This is a genomic window from Amycolatopsis sp. NPDC114484, assembly GCF_055633755.1.
Genome location: NZ_JBVKDQ010000002.1, coordinates 286,351 through 304,089, shown reverse-complemented (window position 1 = coordinate 304,089; position 17,739 = coordinate 286,351). Strand labels below are relative to the sequence as shown.

Sequence of the window (17,739 nt, the reverse complement as noted above, 5' to 3'; positions counted from 1 at the left end):
GTTTCCGGGACGATCTCGCACACGGCTCGCAGACCGCGCGCGACGGACCGGCCCTCCGACGGTCAGCGGCCGTAGCGGCGGTTCCGTCGCGCGTAGCTGCGAAGGGCCCGGAGGAAGTCGACTTCGCGGAAGGCGGGCCAGAAGGTGTCGCAGAAGTACAGTTCGGAGTAGGCGCTCTGCCAGACCAGGAAGTTGGAGAGGCGTTGTTCCCCGCTGGTGCGGATGACCAGGTCGGGGTCGGGTTGCCCGGCGGTGTAGAGGTGCCGGGACACGTCTTCCATGGTGATGGTGTCGGCGAGTTCGTCCAGCGTCCCGGCGGCGGCGTGTTCGGTCAGCAGGGCGCGCAGCGCGTCGACCACCTCCTGGCGGCCGCCGTAGCCGATGGCCAGCGTGATGTGGTGGCCGGTGTCGCAGTCGCGGGTGACTTCGACAGCGTTCTTCAGAGCGTGCGCGGTGGTGTCCGGCAGGGCGACGAGGAGGCCGGCGACGTGCACCTGCCAGCCTGCGTCGGGCCGCGCGAGCTTGTCGGTGATGACCTGCTCGATCAGGTGCATCAGGTAGGACACTTCGGCGTCGTCGCGGCGCGCGAGGTTCTCGGTCGAACACAGGTAGATCGTCACGTGCCGCACGCCCGCGCGTTCGCACCAGGACAGCACGGTTTCGACGTGTTCGGCACCGTGCTTGTGCCCGATGCTGAGATCGGCCATGCCCATCTGGCGGGCCCAGCGGCGGTTGCCGTCCATGATGATCCCGATGTGTCCCGGCAATTCGGCGCCCACGAGCTGCTTTCGCAACCGCTGCGTATAAATTCCGTAGACGATTCGCTGGACCAGGCCAGGCAGCACGATGCGCACTCCGTTCGCCGTTGTGTCGCGCGGGTTGCAGCCCATCGTATCCAACCTCGTTTCCCTTCCGCGGACCCGGTTCCCCGTGGTGGTAGCGTCGCTGGAATCGTCGGTTAAGGTCGGTTTTCGACCGTCTGGCCCGCCCGCGTGCCGCCACCGCCGGATTCTCAGGAAATGTTCGAAAGGCGGCCTTCCTTCCGTCAGGACCGACGGCAATAACGAAAACGACGGCTAAGCCGCCGGGAGAGCCGTCCCAGAACCCGTGGCCAAGGCAGAAGCGGCTGCGGGCGGGGAGCGCGTCGAGGCTCACCGGGTCTCGCGTTCGGCGTGTTCTCTACCGGCGAGCACGAACGGATCCGCGTCTACGACCTCTTCTGTCTTGGCAGGCGGCGAAGATGCCCCGTGCTAGGCGACGTGGACGTTGCCCGCGGAGATGCCCAGCATCCAGTTGCGGCCGGCTCGCGATCCTTATACCGCGCGCTAACGGCAGAATAAAAAGCTCAGCCGGTTTTCCTGCCGAGTGTTTCATTGCAATCACTCGAGAATCGATATCCATTCTTTATCGTCACTGCTCTTGAGTGCTCTCCCCACGCCTCCCGTCGATGCTGCGAGAATGGCGAAAGCGCCCGTGGCGACAACACTGGCAAGGAACCGCCCCGCAGCCGAGCCTGCACACCGCCCCCTGGTCCCGGCGCGCTCACAACGCACTGAAGCCGAGGTCCCGACCAAGTCGCAGCGACCTCGCCCAAACGCTTGACCTGAAGGAAACATGCCTCGTGCCGACCGGACCAGAGGACGCCGAACGTCGCTCCCGGAGACGGGAGAACGACCGGCCTGCCGTTGCGGTCGGGCAGCGGAACCCGCCCCGGCTCCCAACGCCTTCCTGCTCGCCGAGGTAGCGTGAGCCGTGCCCGAGGATCTGGACTTTTCGCCGTTTTCCGCCCCAGTTGATCCGGCGGCGGTGTTGGCCCACGCGGAGCGGAACGGCGACCGCCCAGGTCATGACGTGGCCTGCTGTGCGCTCTGGCTGGTTTTCCTCGCCGTTGTCTTCTTCGGGCTCTTCAGCGTGCCGCTGAGCATGTACCTCACGGACGCCTATCCGGGCGGCGGGTTCGGCGTCCGGATCCTCGGGCTGTCGCCGTTGCTCGTCGGGCTGGTGCTGGTCGTTCCGGTGGTCCGGCTGATGCGCAAGGGCGGCACTCAGGAGCGGATCAGCCGCTACCGCATCATGCAGTTCGCGACGCGCAACGGGCTGGGCTACCAGTGGGCCGTCGAGAATCCGGAGCAGGCGGCCGGGATCTTCACCGTCGGCACCCGCCGGGCGGCGGGCGACGTCGTCGTGTTCGACCGGCCGCGTCCCATGGAGTTCGGGTGGTACCAGCATGTCACCGGGATCCGCGAGATGGCGGCCGAACGCTGGTACTACGCGACCACTCCGCTCGACGCCGAGCTTCCCCACCTCCTCCTGAACTCGCGGGCGAAGCGCACCGGCGTCCTGACCGGCGGCGCGAACGACGCACTCGGCCATCCCGACCTCGCCGGCCCCGGCACGGCCGTCTTCTCCGTCTCCGGTCCGTTCGGCCGCGCCGGCCAGATCCAGGCCGTCTTGGACCGCACCCTCTTCTCCCCGGATCTCCTGGACCGGTACACCGCCCGCCCGGTCCACATCGAAGTAGTCCGGAACCGGCTTTACCTCTTCGCCCGGAAACCGTTTGTCACCACCGATCCGGACGACTGGCGCTGGATCGTCCGCCTGCTCATCGACACCGCTGAACGCCTGGAATCCCCAGCCGCCTGACCGGACGGGTGTTCATGCGTTCTGCTCGGAACATGAAAAGGGCCGTCGGTACCGGCCACGCGGGGAAGGTCATGGCGGCGTCGACTACGGCCGGTTCGTGGTCGAGGTGCAGGGGCTGGAATGGTCCCGCACGCTCGTGGACGGCAGGGGATTGCGCGTCATAGGGAGGGCGGAGGGTTCCGCTAGGACCTTGTCGGGGCGGCGGTGTTCTGCGGCCCTTTCGCTGTCGTAGCTGGGGAACTCGACGGGAACACCGCACCTGTTCGCGCGACCGCCAGCGGGACATCGGGCGCATTGCTTGCGGCGGCGGTTCCGCACGACGTCCTGCGCGCACTCAACGCCGCCACCGACGGGCATCGGCTCACCGATCCTGAGGTCGCGGCGCCCGCTGCCCCGCCCGGCCCCAGTCGTCGCCGGATCAACGCCGACGAAGCCGGCGAGAATCCTGTCCAGCCGCCGAACGGTCTCTGACCGGGCGTCAGACCTGGCAGCGGCCGGCCGGCGGCGGCGAGGCTAGCGCGTCAGTGGCAGGGCGGCACGATGTGGTTGTGGAAGTGCCACGCGTTGTTGACATACGGGGCGAAGGTCCACCACGGATCGGTGCCGTTGTTGGGGACTGTGGAGCCATTCGGGTTGGGGTAGGAGACCTTCCAGGTGCGGTACCACACATCTCCGGCGGTGCCGACCTGTCCGGCGGAGACCCAGCAATCGATGTCCACCGAGCCTCCGTAGCTGTCGTCGGCGAGCCCGACTTTGTTGCCGGGCGAGTCATACGGCTGCCAGTAGATGCCCACATGAGCGCCGGTGTCGATCACCGCCCAGAAGGACGGGAGCGGGTCGGCATCGGCGCTCGCGGCGCTCCCGAGGAGCCCGGCCGCGACAACGGCGGTCGCGACGGACGTGGTGAGGAATTGACGCAGTCTCATGATCAATTGCTTTCTTTTTCGGATAGACGAGTGAATTGCGAAATAGGCACGAACGACCCGGTTCTTCTCGCGGGAAGGCGGTCGTGCGCAGGTGAACCCCGCGACGTCCTTGCCCGCTGTCGGGCACTGGGTGAGCCCGGCTGTACGACGCTATGGGCCCGGGTCCGCTGGTCGTCCTAGATTTGTCCTACTGCGAGGTCAGCCGTAGGCCACGCTGATCGCCCAGTCCCGGAGGGGACGCGAGGTCAGGCGTGCTGGAGTCGCTGCGCACTCTGGGATCACCGGGCGCGAGGGGCAGCTCGGCCGACCGCGACAGGCCCAGATGCCGCCCGGCTCGTCGCGGTGACGCGGACCACTGGAGCTGCGCAGCGCGGCCCGTGCACAGCTGAGGCATCCGACACGATCGCGAATGCGGGCAATGCCCGCGGGTATTGCCCGCATGTGGTGGCGCGAGGGCCCGTCCCGCCGGGCTCGGCGGCGGGTTGCCGCAGCGTGACGCGCACTCGGCGTCCGACTGGTCCGTGCCGAAACTACCCTGCGTAGTCGCCGGGCGCGATTCTTTGCGAGCACTCCGAATGGCGTCACATACAGCCTGCACGCTTTCCTGGTTCGCGTTCGGAAGCAATTCTTCTCATCTGTCCACTGCGAACGGTCTGGGACGTGCGGGGTTCAGTTTCGGCCCGGGCCAACCAGAGGCAATCGAGGCCTGGCCTGCGGGAATGTTCAGAAAAGTGCGAAATGCTCCGGCGCGGGCCTGTACGGCCCGGCACCGGAGCGTCGGCGGAGGAGATCAGCGGGGCTGTTCGGCCCACCACCGCTGCCCGGCTTCGGGCAAGGTCTGGATCGGGTCGTAGTACGGGTAACGCTGCTGCAGAGCCTCGGCGCGGTCGTCAGTCGCGGCGACATCGACGCTGGTCAGGTAGTTCTTCGTCCAGTACGAAATCCCCCGCTCCCGGTCGTACTCCGCCAGCTGGTGCACCCACCGCTTCCCGACATAAGGAACGTCGCACACGATCCGCGGCGTGGCGTACCCCGGCAAATACCCCATGATCGAGTGCTGCAATTCCTGCGCCTCATGCACGGAAACCCGCCAATGCTCAGCATTCGGAATCATGTCGCACATATAAAAATAGTACGGCAAAATATTTGCCTCGCCCTGCAAGGCAAAGCAAAGATCCAACAATGCGGCAGGCGTAGCATTGACCCCGCGCATCAGCACGCCCTGATTCCGCACATCCCGCACACCCACCTGCAACGCCGTCCGCGCCGCCTCCGCGACCAACGGCGTCACCGACTGCGCATGGTTCACGTGCGTGTGAATGGCCAGGTTCACCCCGCGCGCCTGGGCGGTCAGGGCGACCCGCTGCAACCCCTCGGTCACCTTCGGCTGCAGCCAGTGCTGCGGCAGCGCCGCGAGCGCCTTCGTGGCCAGACGGATGTCGCGCACCGTCTCGATGTCCATCAGTCGCATCAGGAAGGACTCCAGCTGCGGCCACGGCACGTTCGCCACGTCGCCGCCGGAGACGACCACGTCGCGGACTCCGGGGGTGCGCTTGAGGTAGTCGATCATCGCGTCCTGCCGGTCGACCGGCTTGAGCGTGAGCTTGTGCTTCTCGACCTGTTCGGTCGAATTGCCGACGAGGTCCATCCGGGTGCAGTGCCCGCAGTACTGCGGGCAGGTCGAGATCATCTCGGCCAGCACCTTCGTCGGGTAGCGGTGGGTGAGCCCCTCGACCACCCACATCTCGGCCTCGTGCAGCGAGTCGCGCTCGGCGTGCGGATGGCTGGGCCACGCCGGGTGCCGATCGCTGCGCACCGGGAGCATGTAGCGGCGGATCGGGTCCGCGTAGAACGCCTCGGTCACCTTCGCCGGGTCGGTGCCCGCGTGCGGGGCCATCGTGTTGATCATCTGCGGCGGCAGCAGCATCGACATCGTGGCCATCTCGCGCTGGTCGGCGAGCAGGTCCTCGTAGAACCGCTCCTCCAGCAGATCGCCCATCAGTGCGCGCAGCTGCTTGGCGTTGCGCACGCAGTGCACGCGCTGCCACTGGGCGTCCCGCCACTCTGCTTCGGTCACGTCGTGCCAGCCGGGGAAGCGGCGCCAGTCGGGTTCCACCAACTCGGCGCGGGCGTACTCGTACGGCTGGTCGAAGGCGGCGGCAGTCGGCACAGGTTCCTGGATCGCAGTCATCTGTACTCCTAGTCGTCGGGAACGCGTGAAAATATCCTGCCATAACGTTAGTCGACCATAAATATTTCTGCATGACGACCCGGTCTGTCCTGCCCGGAAGGCCAGGCGGGAGACTCGGCGAGTGAACGACAGCACCACGCTCCTGCTCGGCGGCCGCGTCTACACCCCGTCCTCCCCGGACGCCACCGCGATGGCGGTCTCCGGCGGCACCGTGGTCTGGGTCGGCCAGGACGCTCCGGCCCGCGCGCTGCACCCGGACGCCGAGGTGGTCGACCTGGAGGGGGCGTTCGTCGCGCCGGCGTTCGTGGACGCGCACGTGCACGCCACCTCCACCGGCCTGCACCTGACCGGACTTGACCTGACCGCCGTCCGCAGCTCGGCCGACCTGCTCGCCGCGGTGCGCGGGGCCGTCGTTCCCGGGCAGGTCCTGCTCGCGCACGGCTGGGACGAGTCGTCCTGGACCGATCAGCGGCTCCCGAGCCGCGCGGAACTCGACGCCGCCGCCGGGGACACGCCCGTCTACTTGAGCCGCGTCGACGTCCACTCCGCGCTGGTGTCGAGCGCGCTCACGAAACTCGCGCCCCGCGTCGAGTCCGCCGCCGGGTGGTCCGCGGACGGCCCGCTCACCCGCGCTGCCCACCACCTCGTCCGAGGAGCCGTCCGCGCCGCGGTCACCCGGCCGCAGCGCCAGGAAGCCCAGCGCGCGTTCCTCGCGACCGCCGCCGCGCGCGGGATCGTGTCGGTGCACGAATGCGCGGGCCCGGACATCTCCGGCGAGGACGACTTCGCCGACCTCCTGGCACTGGCGGGTCCGGGACTGCCCGAGGTCGTCGGCTACTGGGGCGAACTGAACGGCCTCGACACCGCCCGCCGCCTCGGCGCGCACGGCGTCGCCGGAGACCTTTTCGTGGACGGAGCCCTCGGCTCCCGCACCGCGGCCCTCACCGCGCCGTACTCCGACGAGCCCGGCACCTCCGGCTCCCTCTACGCCGACGCCGCGGTCATCGCCGACCATCTCGTCGCCTGCACCGAAGCCGGGCTGCAGGCGGGCTTCCACGTCATCGGCGACGCCGCCGTCGGCGAGGTGATCGACGGTTTCCGGCTCGCCGAGAAGCAGATCGGCCAGCGTCCCCTCGCCGCCCGCCACCACCGGCTGGAGCACCTGGAGATGGTCACTGCGGACCAGGCGCGGCAACTCGCCGGATGGGGCGTCGTCGCGTCCGTGCAGCCGCTGTTCGACGAGGCATGGGGCGGCGGTTCCGGGATGTACTCGGAACGCCTCGGCGCCCGCGCGGCAGCGCTGAACCCCTTCGCGCAGCTCGCTGCCGAGGGAGTCGTGCTCGCCTTCGGCAGCGACGCCCCGGTGACCGCCGTCGACCCGTGGGCCGCCGTACGTGCGGCCGTGCACCACCACACTCCCGAAGCGCGCCTCTCCGCCCGCGCCGCGTTCACCGCGCACACGCGCGCCGGACACCGCGCGGCGGGCGTCAATGACGGCGTCACCGGCAGCCTCGTCCCCGGCGCGCCCGCGCACTACGCGATCTGGGACGCGGCCGACCTCGTCGTCGCCACGGCCGACAGCCGCGTGCAGCGCTGGTCCACCGACCCGCGTTCGGGCGTGCCGCCGCTGCCGAGGCTGGAGCCGGGCACGCCGCTGCCGCGCTGCCTGCGCACGGTCCGCGGCGGGACGGTCATCTACGACGAGTTCACACCGGCCGCTTAGAGTTCCGGGTGTGGCAGTGAGCGTGGCGGACGCCGATTCGGGCGTTCCGCACAAGACCAAGCGAAAGCGGGCGTGGAAGCCCCGGCTCGCGCGCGTCGCGGTGACGGCGGCGACGGGCTACGGCTACTACCTCAGCTTCGCGCCGCGCCCGCTGTGGTGGCTGGCCCCGATCGCGTTCGCCGCGTTCGCGCTGGTCCTTCGTGGACGGTCGTTCCGCGGCGCGTTCGGGTACGGCTTCGTGTTCGGCATGGCGTTCTTCGTGCCGCTGTTGGTGTGGCTGCAGGATTTCCTGGGCCGCGACTTCGGGCCCCTGCCGTGGCTGGCGCTGTCGTTCGCGCTGTCGCTCTACTTCGGACTCGCCGGGTGGCTGATCCGGGTCGTGGCGCGGCTGCCGCTGGCGCCGCTCTGGGGCGCGCTGGTGTTCATCGCGCTCGAAACGCCGCGCACGTGGTTCCCGTTAGGCGGGTTCCCGTGGGGCCGGGCCGCGTTCAGCCAGCCCGAGGGCGCGTTCCTGTCGCTGGCGTCGGTCGGCGGCGCGCCGCTGGTCGGTTTCGCCGTCGTGCTCACCGGATTCGGCCTAGCGGCGCTCATCGCCCGGCTCTGGCGCACGCGCAAAGCCTGGGACCGCGCGCTGGTGTGGCCTGCCGTGTTCACCGTGCTTCCCGCCGCCGCCGGGCTCGCGGTGTGGCCGACGGTCGGCACCGAGGCGCAGAACGGTTCGCTCACCGTCGCGTCCGTGCAGGGGAACGCGCCGGACATCGGCCTGGCTCTGCAGGGACAGCGCGGGGTGCTGCGCGCGAACGCCCTCGCCGAGAGCGCCCGCCTGCTGCAGAAGGTCCAATCTGGACAGGCGCCGAAGCCGGATCTGCTGCTGTGGCCGGAAACCTCGACCCCGCTCGACGGCGACGACCCGGGCGTCGACCAGATGCTGTCGGCCTTCGGGGCGCCCGGGATCATCGGCGCGCTCGTGCGCACGCCGGACGGGGCGGCGGAGAACTCCGCGGTCGTCTGGGATCCGAACACCGGCCCGGGGCAGCGTTACGTCAAGCAGGATCTGGTGCCGTTCGGCGAATACGTGCCCGCCCGCGCCGTCGCGCGGCTGGTGACGCCGTTCATCGACGACACCCGCGACATGCGTCCCGGCGACGGCTCCAACGCCGCGCTGTCGGTCGCGGGAGCCAGGATCGGCGTGTTCATCTGCTACGAGTCGGCCTTCGACGATCCTGCGCGCGACGCGACGAACGCGGGCGGCGAACTGCTTGTCGTGCCGACGAACAACGCGTGGTACGGGCCGGGGGAGATGAGCTACCAGCAGCTGGCGATGGCGCGGCTGCGCGCGGTCGAGCACGGCCGCGCGGTGGTGGTGTCGGCGGTGTCCGGGGTGAGCGCGTTCGTCGCCCCGGACGGGACGATCACCAGCTCCACCGGGCTTTTCACGGCGGATGCCCTGGTCGGGCGCGTCCCGCTGCGCACGCAGACTACGCTGTCGGATCGAATCGGTGCGTGGACGGAGTACGGACTGCTGGCGTTGGCGATCGCGGGTGTCGCCGGCGGGTTCGTGCTCCGTTTTCGCACCCGGCGCGGCAAAGCGGTACCGGCCGCGAAGACGGGGACCACAGCAGGGGAAGCGGCGGGCTGATCCGCCGGATGCGGAGGAGACGGATGGCGCAGGCGCCGCGGGGGGCCGAAACGATCGAACCGGTGCTGGTGGTGATCCCGACCTACAACGAGCGGGACAACCTCGGCCCGGTGCTGGACCGGCTCCACAAGGCACTCCCGGACGTCGACGTGCTCGTCGTCGACGACGGCAGCCCGGACGGCACCGGCGAGCTGGCCGACGAGCGCGCGGCCGCGGACAAGCGGGTGCACGTGCTGCACCGCACCGCGAAGGAGGGCCTCGGCAAGGCCTACATCGCCGGGTTCCATTGGGGGATGGAGCGCGGCTACGCGACGTTCGTGGAGATGGACGCCGACGGTTCGCACGCGCCGGAGGACCTTCCCCGGCTGCTGGACGCGGTCGGCGACGCGGACCTGTCGATCGGGTCGCGGTACGTGCCCGGCGGCAGCACGGTGAACTGGCCGCTGCGCCGGACGCTGCTCTCGCGCGGGGCGAACCTGTACTCGCGGATCGCGCTCGGGATCAAGGTGGCGGACATGACCGCCGGGTTCCGCGCGTACCGCCGTCCGGTGCTGGAGAAGCTGGCGCTGAGCGACGTCGCCTCGCACGGCTACTGCTTCCAGATCGACCTCACGCGCCGCACCGCGGACGCCGGGTTCGACATCGTCGAGGTGCCGATCACCTTCACCGACCGGGAGATCGGCGTGTCGAAGATGAGCGGCGGCATCATGTCCGAGGCGTTCTTCCGGGTCGCGGAATGGGGAGTGCAACGCCGCCTGGCCCAGCTGAAGAAGCTGCTGGGCCGAGGCTGAGGGTGCGTTACTTCAGGACGCGGTAGGTGAGGTGTTCGGCGCCCGGCGTCGACACCGCACCGAGCGCTTCCAAGCGCAGCGGTCCGGGATTTCCCTTGGGGAACAACGGGGTTCCGTCGCCGAGGACGATCGGCGCGAGGTGGATCCGCAGCACGTCCGCCAATCCGGCGTGCAGGACCTGCGACGCGATCGACCCGCCGCCGATCACCATGACGTCCTTGCCGCCCGCGGCCGCGCGGGCCTGTTCGACGGCGTGCTCGAGGCCGTCGGTGGCGAACCGGAACCGCTCGCCCAGCCGCACTTTTTCCGGGCGGGCGTGGGTGACGACGAACACCGGCGGCGCGGCGACGCGGTCTTCGCCCTCGCCGTAACCGTCCTCGTCGGCCCAGCCGTGCGGGCCGTCCACGACGTCGAACATGGTGCGGCCCATGACCACCGCTCCGGTCTCGGTGAACGACCGGTGCAGGATCTCCGCGTCGCGCGGCGTCGGCTCGGACACCCACGCGTGCAGCGGTTCTCCGCCGGCGCCGAGTCCGTGTTCGGGGCTGGCGCCCGGGCCGGTGACGTAGCCGTCCAGCGACATCGAGATGTCCACGACCACCCGGCTCGCCTCCGGCCGGTCCGCGTCGCGCGCGAGTTCGTCGAGCCGGTCCATCGAATCGCGGATCCCGCGTTCCATCCCGCTGGCGACCATGGCGTCGCGCGCCTCGACGCTCGGGAAGACCGACCGGGTACGCAGCCGCGTGCGGCCGTCGAGGTCCTCGAAGGTGAGCGTCTCCAGGCTGACGTTGCCCGGCGCGCCCTCGTACTCAAAGGTCTGGATGATCCGCTCGGCTCTCTCCACCGCGTGGAAGACGCCGCGGAACGCGTACTCGCCGCCGTCGGTGTCGAGATGCACGTAGCGGTAGGCCCCGCCAGAGTGCGCGTCGAACTCCAGGAGGCGCATCTCGACGTCGCGCGGCCCGAGCCAGCGGGTGAGCAGGTCCGGGTCGGTGTAGGCGCGGAAGAGCTGGGCGGGCGTCGCGTCGAAGTCGCGGACGACCTCGATGAACGGGCTGCCGGGCTGGGCGGTGATGGTGGTCGGGTTCGCGGTCATCGGTCCTGCTCCTTGGTTTCTTCGAGAATGCTGTCGAGGCGGCGGAACTCGCGTTCGCGGGTCAGCCGGTAGGTGTCGAGCCAGCTGGTGAGCTCTTCGAGAGCGGCGGCGTTGAGGTGGCACGGGCGGCGCTGTCCGTCTCGGCTGCGCGTGATGAGCCCGGCCGCCTCCAGCACCTGGACGTGCCGGGACACGGCTTGCTTGGTGACCGGGAACGGCTCGGCCAGCTCGTTCACGGTCGCTTCGCCGCGCGAAAGCCGGGCGATCAGCGCCCGCCGGATCGGGTCGCCCAGCGCGGTGAACGCCCGGTCCAGCCGGTCCTCGACTTCATCAACGGACATCTTTATCAACCGATCTCTTTATCAAGCAGTCAGTTGACAATAAGCCGGTCGCGCGCCGAGGGCAAGGGTCAATCGGAATTCAGCGGACCTTGCGCACCGAGGTCGTCCTGACGTCGACTGCCGCGCCGTTCACCGCGACCGGCTCTAGCAGCGGGATCGGCCGACCGGCCTCGTCGACCAGCACGGAGTGGTTTTCGCCGGGGGAGAAGGCGTGCCGCTCGCCCCATTGCCGGAGGGCGACCACGACGGTGAACAGGTCGCGTCCGGCCGGTGTGAGCGAGTAGACCTGCCGTTTGCCGGACTCCGCGGTCTGCCGGTCGAGGACCCCGCGCTCGACGAGGCGGCGCAGCCGGTCGGTGAGGATGTTGCGGGCGATGCCGGTGCGCTGCCGGAAGTCGGTGAACGCCCGCGCGCCGTCCATCGCGTCGCGGACGATCAGCAGGCTCCACCGGTCGCCGACGAGGTCCAGGGTGCGGGCCACCGGACACGACGGGTCGGTCCAGGCGGGGGTGTCGACCACGATCGCGTGCCTCCTTGATGAGTTGCTCTTTGAAACTATTCTGCCGTACGGTGCGATCAGTTGCAATTCGCTACCGATTGAGGGGAACCATGGGTCTCACCACGGGCCGCCGGACGGTGTTCGCCGCCGTGTGCGCGGTCGCCGTCGCGAGCATTTACGCCGCTCAGCCAGTTCTGGCCCAGATCGGCGGCGACCTGGGCGTGCCGGACGCCGGCCTGGGCTGGATCGTCGCCGCCGGACAGCTCGGCTACCTGGCCGGACTCGCCGTGCTGGTCCCGCTCGGCGATCTCGTCGACCGGCGCAAGCTCATCGCCGGACACCTGCTGCTGACCGCCGTGGGCGCCGCGGTGGCCGCGGCCGCGACGCAAACCTGGTTGCTGCTGGCGGGGCTGGTGCTCGCGGGGCTGTTCGCAGTCGTCGTGCAGACGACAGTCGCCTACGCCGCCGCATTGTCCACTTCGGACGAACGCGGCCGGACCCTGGGCGTCGTGACCTCCGGAGTCGTCATCGGGATCCTCGGCGCACGCGTCGCGGCTGGTGCGCTGGCCGAACTGTGGGGTTGGCGCAGCGTCTACGTCGCCCTCGCGGTGCTGCTGGTGACGCTCGCCGGTCTCGTGCTGAAGACGATGCCGCCCGACCCGCGCCGCGACGGCACCACCTACCGGCAGGTGCTGACCTCGCTCGGCGGCTTGTTCCGCGAGCCGCTGTTCCTCTCGCGGGGGCTGATCGCGTTCTTCCTGTTCGCCTCGTTCGGCGCGCTGTGGAGCGGCCTGTCATTGCCGCTCGCCGCGGCCCCGTGGAACCTGAGCACGGCGCAGATCGGCCTATTCGGGTTAGTCGGCCTTGCCGGAGCACTGGGTGCCGCCCGAGCCGGGCGTTGGGCCGACGGGGGACACGCAGGCCTCGTCACCGGCAGCGCGCTGGTCCTGCTGGCGGTGTCGTGGCTGGCGGTCGGGCAACCGTCGCTGTGGCTGCTGGGGTTAGGGGTGCTGGTGCTGGATTTCGCGGTGCAGGCGGTGCACGTCAGCAATCAGCACCTGCTCACCGCGGCGCATCCGGACCGCACGAGCAGTGTCATCGGCGGCTACATGATCTTCTACTCGCTCGGCTCGGCCCTGGGAGCGGCCACGACGACTACCGCGTTCGCGACGGCGGGTTGGACCGGCTCCAGCGTCCTGGGCGCGGCTTTCGCCGGGTGCGCGTTCGCGGTGTGGGCGCTGGCTAGGGCCGGTGCTCGGCGGCTGTCGTTGCGAACGCCTTGACCAGAGCGGTCTCCCCGGCGCTGCGCCACATCAATCCCCACTGCGCCGGCGGTGTGTCGCGGAAGGGCACGAAAGCGATGCCCGGTCGTGCGAAGTACTCCGCGGCGTGCGCGGCGAGCGGGCAGATTCCTTCGCGCGCGCCGATGACCAGCAGCAGTTCCTGAAAGGTGCGATAGGCGCGCCCGCGGGTGACGGGGACACCCGCGGGCGTCGTCCACGGCTCGGGCGGCTCCCGCCAATAGGCAGGCGGCGGGTGCGCGGCGCGCAGGACCGTGTCGCGGCCGAGATCCTCCAACGTGACGAACTCCCGGCGCGCGAACGGATGCCCGGACGCGACCGCGAGCACCATCGGCTCGGTGTGCACCACCGGTCCCGTCGTGATCGAGGGGTCGGCGACCGGCAGCAGGACCACGGCCAGGTCGGCCTCGCCGGAACGGAGCGTGGCGAGCGGGTCCTCGAACGGCGCCTCGCTGATGTCGACCTCGCAGCCCGGATACCGGGCCCGGAAAGCGGCCGTGACATCGGAGATCAGGTTCGCCACCGCCGGAGCCTCGAAGGCGAGCCGCAGGGTTCCTTCGACGCCGCGTCCCGCCGCGACGGCGCGCTCGATCCCGGCCAGCAGCTGCCGGTAAGCGGGCCGGATGTCGGCCTCCAGCCTGCGGCCGATCGGAGTCAGCGAGACCCGTCGGCTGGTGCGGTCGAACAACCGCGCCCCGATCCGGCGCTCCATCGTCTTGACCGACTGGCTGACCCTCGCCTGCGACACCCGCAGCCGTTCCGCGGTCCGGCCGAAGTGCAACTCCTCGGCAAGCGCGAGGAAAACCTCGATGTCCCGGTGTTCCACCCACGCCCTCCGATCAATAACCCAGAGCTTATCAACCGATCCGCGGTTCGCCGTTGTTCGCCCAGCTCAGCACCGGAAAAGTAGCCCTTGTCAGACCCGCACCCCACGGAGGAACCGATGTCCGAAACCACCCTGATCCGCTCCTCCGCCGCCGAAGTCCTCTCCGACGCTCCCGGCAGCCTGATCGCCCTGCTGGCCGACTCCGGCACCACCGGCGACCGGTTCACCGCCAACCGCGCCACCCTGGACCAGGGCGTCTTCGGCACGCCGGCGCACTTCCACACCCGCGCGACCGAGTTCTTCTACGTCTTCGGCGGCGCGCTCCAAGTCCTGGCCGGTGACGACCTGCACACCCTGGAAACCGGCGACTTCCTCGCCGTGCCGCCGACCGTCCCGCACGCCTTCGGCCCGGCCGCGGGCTCCGCCGCCGACGTGCTGGTGGTCTTCACGCCCGGCATGGACCGCTTCGACTACTACCGGCTGCTCGACCGCGTCGCCCGCGGCGAGGCGGACCCGAAGGAGATCGCCGCTTCCTCCGAGCAGTACGACAACCACTACGTCGACAGCCCCCGGTGGCGGCAAGCCCGCTCCGACGCGGCGGCCTGAGCCGCGGACAGCGCGACCCCGCGCACCGAGCGGGTGGTGCGCGGTCTGGTGTCCGAGCAACTGTGGGTGCCGCGCCTGCTCGGCGGCGCGACGCTGGCGGAGGTCCTCGCCCCGCAGCCTCACGCCGGACCGGCTGGACGCGCTGTGCGGCCGCGAACCGCACTGAAGCCGCGGGGGACGAGGACGCGAAACGGCCCCCGCGGGGGGAGGTCGCGGGGGCCGTTCCTGTTCGGTGGGAGCCAGCTACTGGCCGAGGCTCAAGCGGACCGGCTGGTCCGGCGTCCCTTGAGCTCGGCGAGACGTTCGTTCAGCAGGTCCTCGAGCTCGGGGATGGAGCGGCGCTCCAGCAGCATGTCCCAGTGGGTCCTGGGGGGCTTGACCTTTTTTTGCTCGGGCTGCCCGCCGTCGACGATCTCGGATTCGCTGCCGTGCAGGCGGCACTCCCACACCGTCGGGATCTCGGCGTCGTCGGAGAACGGCACCTCGAACTCGTGGTTCTTGGGGCAGGAGTAGCGCACGGTACGGCGCGGAGCGAGGTCGTGATTGCGGTCGGTCTCGTAGCTGACCGCTCCCAGCCGGCTTCCACGGAGAACACGGTCGGCCATAGTGGGATTCCTTTCAGTCAGCTCCGGGTGGAGCCAGGGTGATGCTCACCCTATGCAACGAACGAGGCATCCGAGGGATTCCCGGCGCCCCATGTCGCTGCTCACGATGAGCTGCGTCACCCGTGGTCTTCAGCTTCCTCCAGAGGGAGTCCGTTCGCCCTCTGACGTGACGCGGATACCGCCTTCTTAGTGCGGATATCCCCCAGTCGGGCTAGTTAGGTTAGCTCTAGGACAACCGTAACTGACCGTACTGGGCGGCAGCGGGTCCCAGATCCCCCGAGCGGAAGTGGCGACGGCACAGTACCTGATAACGGACCGTGACCGTTTCGGCATCAGACCGTGGTGAAGCTGAAGATTCAACTACGGAGTGTTCGGTATCTGCTACCACAACGGTGTCTCCGTCACGGAGAATCACATCGTCGCGGACCCGCGCGTTGAACCGGCCGGGCAGCCCGCACCAGCAGAGCACCTCGACCTGGACCGGCTGCAGCTCGTCGGCGAGTTCGAACAGCCGGGCGGCGCCGGGGAACAGCCGGCTGCGGAAGTCGGTCGCGATGCCGAAGCAGTACACGTCGATGCCCGCCTCGTCGGCGAGTTCGGCCAGCTGGTCGACCTGGACGGGGGAGAGGAACTGCGCCTCGTCCACGATCACGTAGTCCACGTGCTGCCCGCGCGCCCACTGCTCGCGCACCAGGTCCCGGATGTCCGTGCCGGTCGCGACCTCGGTCGCCCGCCGCGCGAGGCCGATCCGGCTGGTGATCTGCGGCGCGCCGGACCGGTCGTGGCGGACCAGCACGAGCCCGCGGCGGCCCTGGCGCGCGTGGTTGTGGTCGATCTGCAGCGCGAGCGTCGACTTCCCGCAGTCCATCGGGCCGTAGCAGAACTTCAGCCGTCCCCGCGCGGGACCGTTGCGCCGGGCCCCGGCGGGCGGGGCCGCGGATAGCGCGTCGGTGGGGTCCTCGAGCACAACGTCGTCTGCAGCGGTCACGACGCCCGACCCTATCTGGGCCTCACAGCACCTCCGGCGGACGGTTGCCGGCGGCCGCGATCGCGCGCCGCACCGGCACCAGCGCGACGAACACGAACCCGAGCACGAAGAACACCACGAGCGCGATGATCGCCAGCCGGAACGACCCGGTCGCCTGCCCGACGCCGGCGAAAACCAGCGGCCCCAGCCACGACGTGCCCTTCTCGCCCACGACGTAAAGCGAGTAGTACTGCGCGTCCTTCCCGGCCGGGATCATCTGGCTGAACAGCGACCTGGCCAGCGCGTTCGTCCCGCCCAGCACCAGCCCGATGCCGATCGCCACGGCGAAGAACTGCAGCGGCTGCCGCGGCTGCACGAAGTACGCCCCGCCCAGCACCACGACCCAGAGCACGAGGCTGACCAGGATCGTCCGCTTGGCGCCGAGGCGCCGCGCGAGCAGGCCGTGCAGGACGCCGCCGGCGTAGGCGAGGAACTGGATCACCAGCACCGTGATGATCAACACTTCGTCGGAGAACCGCAGCTCGTCCTTCCCGTACTGCGCCGAGACCGTGACGACGGTGTTGATGCCGTCCGCGAAGAGCAGGTAGCTGCCGAGAAAGGCGAGCGTGAGCGGGTACGCCTTCGCCTCGCCGAGCGTCTGGCGCAGTTCGCGGAAGCCGGACCGCAGCACGGAGACGCCGCGTTCGGCCGCGGCCGGCACATGGATGCGGGGTAGCCGCCGCAGGGTCGGGACGGTGAAGACGGCCCACCAGATGCCCGAAGTCAGGAAGCAGATCCGCACCGCGAGGCCGGTGTCGATGCCGAGGGACTCGCGGCTGAGGTAGAACGCGAGCTGCAGCGCGAGCGCGAGCCCGCCGCCGAGATAGCCGAACGCCCAGCCCTTGGCCGAAACGTCGTCGCGCTCGTCCGGTGTCGCGATGTCCACCAGGAACGAGTAGTAGACGACCAGCGAACCGCCGTACCCGATGTTCGCGACGATGAACAGCGCCGCGCCCAGCTGCCAGTCCGAACCGGCCATGAAGAACATCAGCGCCGACGCCACCGCGCCCAGCGCGGCGAACCCGCCCAGGATCTTGCGCTTGTTGCGGCTGCGGTCGGCCACCGCGCCCGCGATCGGCAGCACGAGAACCTGCACCACGGTCGCCACCGACAGCAGGTAGCCCCACAGCGAACCGGCGGGGAAGTGGAGACCGAACAGCGACACGTCGCAGTGGTTCAGCTTGTCGTCCACTCCGGACGCGTCGAGGCAAGCCCTGTCCCCGTTAAGGGTGATGTTCTGCTTCGCGTCCGCCGCCGCGACAGTGCTCATATACAGCGCGCCGAACACCGTCGTGACCGATGAGTAGAACGGCGAGTTGGCCCAGTCGTAGAAGTACCAGCCCCACCGTTCCCGCTTGGTGTCCCGGGTCTCGGCCAGCGTCATCCACGGCTCCTCGTTCGGTGATGAATCTCCAGGTCGCGCCGGACATTACTGCCGCGAGGGCAACCGGTACCGCCGAAGGGGGCAAACCGTGTCCGGTTCGTCGCTTCCGGTTTCCGCCACGCCGCGCGCAGGAACCCGCGA

At 69.7% G+C, this 17,739-nt stretch carries 17 protein-coding genes; 7 read left to right on the top strand and 10 right to left on the bottom strand.

What is annotated here, in order from left to right:
* Positions 1-62: 62 nt before the first annotated feature.
* Positions 63-890: a polyprenyl diphosphate synthase gene (uppS, locus tag ACZ7SW_RS07350; protein WP_470229529.1), complete on the bottom strand. Its 828-nt coding sequence runs from the start codon at positions 888-890 to the stop codon at positions 63-65.
* 862 nt (positions 891-1,752) lie between these two features.
* On the opposite strand from uppS, the gene ACZ7SW_RS07345 reads away from it, so the two are divergent.
* On the top strand, positions 1,753-2,643 hold the full coding sequence (locus ACZ7SW_RS07345) for a CHAP domain-containing protein (RefSeq protein WP_470229528.1): 891 nt from the start codon (positions 1,753-1,755) through the stop codon (positions 2,641-2,643).
* Between the two features lie 294 nt (positions 2,644-2,937).
* Positions 2,938-3,114 carry a hypothetical protein gene (locus ACZ7SW_RS07340; protein WP_470229527.1) on the top strand — a complete coding sequence of 59 codons (177 nt, stop codon included), beginning with the start codon at positions 2,938-2,940 and terminating at the stop codon, positions 3,112-3,114.
* 50 nt (positions 3,115-3,164) lie between these two features.
* On the opposite strand, the gene ACZ7SW_RS07335 is transcribed toward ACZ7SW_RS07340, so the two are convergent.
* Both ACZ7SW_RS07335 and ACZ7SW_RS07330 read right to left on the bottom strand, forming a co-directional pair.
* Positions 3,165-3,569, bottom strand: a complete 405-nt coding sequence (locus ACZ7SW_RS07335) for a hypothetical protein (RefSeq protein ID WP_470229526.1) — start codon at positions 3,567-3,569, stop codon at positions 3,165-3,167.
* Between the two features lie 790 nt (positions 3,570-4,359).
* Positions 4,360-5,760 carry a KamA family radical SAM protein gene (locus ACZ7SW_RS07330; RefSeq protein ID WP_470229525.1) on the bottom strand — a complete coding sequence of 467 codons (1,401 nt, stop codon included), beginning with the start codon at positions 5,758-5,760 and terminating at the stop codon, positions 4,360-4,362.
* Between the two features lie 121 nt (positions 5,761-5,881).
* Between ACZ7SW_RS07330 and ACZ7SW_RS07325 the strand changes: the two genes are divergently transcribed.
* Genes ACZ7SW_RS07325 through ACZ7SW_RS07315 form a run of 3 tightly spaced genes read left to right on the top strand, consistent with a single transcriptional unit; the run spans position 5,882 to position 9,913 of the window.
* Entirely contained in the window at positions 5,882-7,483 is a 1,602-nt protein-coding gene (locus ACZ7SW_RS07325) for an amidohydrolase (RefSeq protein ID WP_470229524.1), read from the top strand.
* Positions 7,484-7,493: 10 nt separating this feature from the next.
* Positions 7,494-9,122 carry an apolipoprotein N-acyltransferase gene (gene lnt, locus ACZ7SW_RS07320; RefSeq protein ID WP_470229523.1) on the top strand — a complete coding sequence of 543 codons (1,629 nt, stop codon included), beginning with the start codon at positions 7,494-7,496 and terminating at the stop codon, positions 9,120-9,122.
* A 23-nt stretch (positions 9,123-9,145) separates the two neighbouring features.
* Positions 9,146-9,913 carry a polyprenol monophosphomannose synthase gene (locus ACZ7SW_RS07315; protein WP_470229522.1) on the top strand — a complete coding sequence of 256 codons (768 nt, stop codon included), beginning with the start codon at positions 9,146-9,148 and terminating at the stop codon, positions 9,911-9,913.
* A 7-nt stretch (positions 9,914-9,920) separates the two neighbouring features.
* Here ACZ7SW_RS07315 and ACZ7SW_RS07310 read toward each other — a convergent pair whose 3' ends face one another.
* The 3 genes from ACZ7SW_RS07310 to ACZ7SW_RS07300 all read right to left on the bottom strand — a co-directional run bounded on the left by ACZ7SW_RS07310 (position 9,921) and on the right by ACZ7SW_RS07300 (position 11,870).
* Positions 9,921-11,009, bottom strand: coding sequence for an SRPBCC domain-containing protein (locus tag ACZ7SW_RS07310; protein ID WP_470229521.1), 1,089 nt, complete (start codon positions 11,007-11,009; stop codon positions 9,921-9,923).
* The gene (locus tag ACZ7SW_RS07305) at positions 11,006-11,350 is read right to left on the bottom strand and encodes an ArsR/SmtB family transcription factor (RefSeq protein WP_470229520.1); all 345 of its coding nucleotides are present in this window, start codon (positions 11,348-11,350) and stop codon (positions 11,006-11,008) included. Before ACZ7SW_RS07305 ends, ACZ7SW_RS07310 begins: the two co-directional genes overlap by 4 nt.
* 79 nt (positions 11,351-11,429) lie before the next feature.
* Positions 11,430-11,870, bottom strand: coding sequence for a winged helix-turn-helix transcriptional regulator (locus tag ACZ7SW_RS07300; RefSeq protein ID WP_470229519.1), 441 nt, complete (start codon positions 11,868-11,870; stop codon positions 11,430-11,432).
* 89 nt (positions 11,871-11,959) lie between these two features.
* Here ACZ7SW_RS07300 and ACZ7SW_RS07295 point away from each other — a divergent pair, with 89 nt between their 5' ends.
* Entirely contained in the window at positions 11,960-13,132 is a 1,173-nt protein-coding gene (locus tag ACZ7SW_RS07295) for an MFS transporter (protein ID WP_470229518.1), read from the top strand.
* Here ACZ7SW_RS07295 and ACZ7SW_RS07290 read toward each other — a convergent pair.
* Positions 13,092-13,976 carry a LysR family transcriptional regulator gene (locus tag ACZ7SW_RS07290; RefSeq protein ID WP_470229517.1) on the bottom strand — a complete coding sequence of 295 codons (885 nt, stop codon included), beginning with the start codon at positions 13,974-13,976 and terminating at the stop codon, positions 13,092-13,094. The genes ACZ7SW_RS07295 and ACZ7SW_RS07290 overlap by 41 nt on opposite strands.
* Positions 13,977-14,093: 117 nt before the next feature.
* On the opposite strand from ACZ7SW_RS07290, the gene ACZ7SW_RS07285 reads away from it, so the two are divergent.
* A complete protein-coding gene (locus ACZ7SW_RS07285) occupies positions 14,094-14,582 on the top strand; it encodes a cupin domain-containing protein (RefSeq protein ID WP_470229516.1) in 489 nt (162 codons plus the stop codon).
* A 257-nt stretch (positions 14,583-14,839) separates the two neighbouring features.
* Here the strand turns inward: ACZ7SW_RS07285 and ACZ7SW_RS07280 are convergent, their stop codons facing one another.
* The 3 genes from ACZ7SW_RS07280 to ACZ7SW_RS07270 form a co-directional block, all read right to left on the bottom strand.
* The gene (locus tag ACZ7SW_RS07280) at positions 14,840-15,187 is read right to left on the bottom strand and encodes an RNA polymerase-binding protein RbpA (protein WP_009078445.1); all 348 of its coding nucleotides are present in this window, start codon (positions 15,185-15,187) and stop codon (positions 14,840-14,842) included.
* 226 nt (positions 15,188-15,413) lie between these two features.
* Positions 15,414-16,175, bottom strand: coding sequence for a thymidine kinase (locus ACZ7SW_RS07275; protein WP_470229515.1), 762 nt, complete (start codon positions 16,173-16,175; stop codon positions 15,414-15,416).
* 22 nt (positions 16,176-16,197) lie between these two features.
* Complete coding sequence (locus ACZ7SW_RS07270; protein ID WP_470229514.1) at positions 16,198-17,598, bottom strand: MFS transporter; 1,401 nt, start codon at positions 17,596-17,598, stop codon at positions 16,198-16,200.
* Between the last annotated feature and the right edge of the window lie 141 nt (positions 17,599-17,739).

Coding starts and splice junctions, on each gene's coding strand:
- ACZ7SW_RS07335 (WP_470229526.1), bottom strand. CDS start 3,569: ATGAGACTGCGTCAATTCCTCACCACGTCCGTCGCGACCGCCGTTGTC.
- ACZ7SW_RS07330 (WP_470229525.1), bottom strand. CDS start 5,760: ATGACTGCGATCCAGGAACCTGTGCCGACTGCCGCCGCCTTCGACCAG.
- ACZ7SW_RS07305 (WP_470229520.1), bottom strand. CDS start 11,350: ATGTCCGTTGATGAAGTCGAGGACCGGCTGGACCGGGCGTTCACCGCG.
- ACZ7SW_RS07310 (WP_470229521.1), bottom strand. CDS start 11,009: ATGACCGCGAACCCGACCACCATCACCGCCCAGCCCGGCAGCCCGTTC.
- ACZ7SW_RS07280 (WP_009078445.1), bottom strand. CDS start 15,187: ATGGCCGACCGTGTTCTCCGTGGAAGCCGGCTGGGAGCGGTCAGCTAC.
- ACZ7SW_RS07295 (WP_470229518.1), top strand. CDS start 11,960: ATGGGTCTCACCACGGGCCGCCGGACGGTGTTCGCCGCCGTGTGCGCG.
- ACZ7SW_RS07285 (WP_470229516.1), top strand. CDS start 14,094: ATGTCCGAAACCACCCTGATCCGCTCCTCCGCCGCCGAAGTCCTCTCC.
- ACZ7SW_RS07315 (WP_470229522.1), top strand. CDS start 9,146: ATGGCGCAGGCGCCGCGGGGGGCCGAAACGATCGAACCGGTGCTGGTG.
- uppS (WP_470229529.1), bottom strand. CDS start 890: ATGGGCTGCAACCCGCGCGACACAACGGCGAACGGAGTGCGCATCGTG.
- ACZ7SW_RS07270 (WP_470229514.1), bottom strand. CDS start 17,598: ATGACGCTGGCCGAGACCCGGGACACCAAGCGGGAACGGTGGGGCTGG.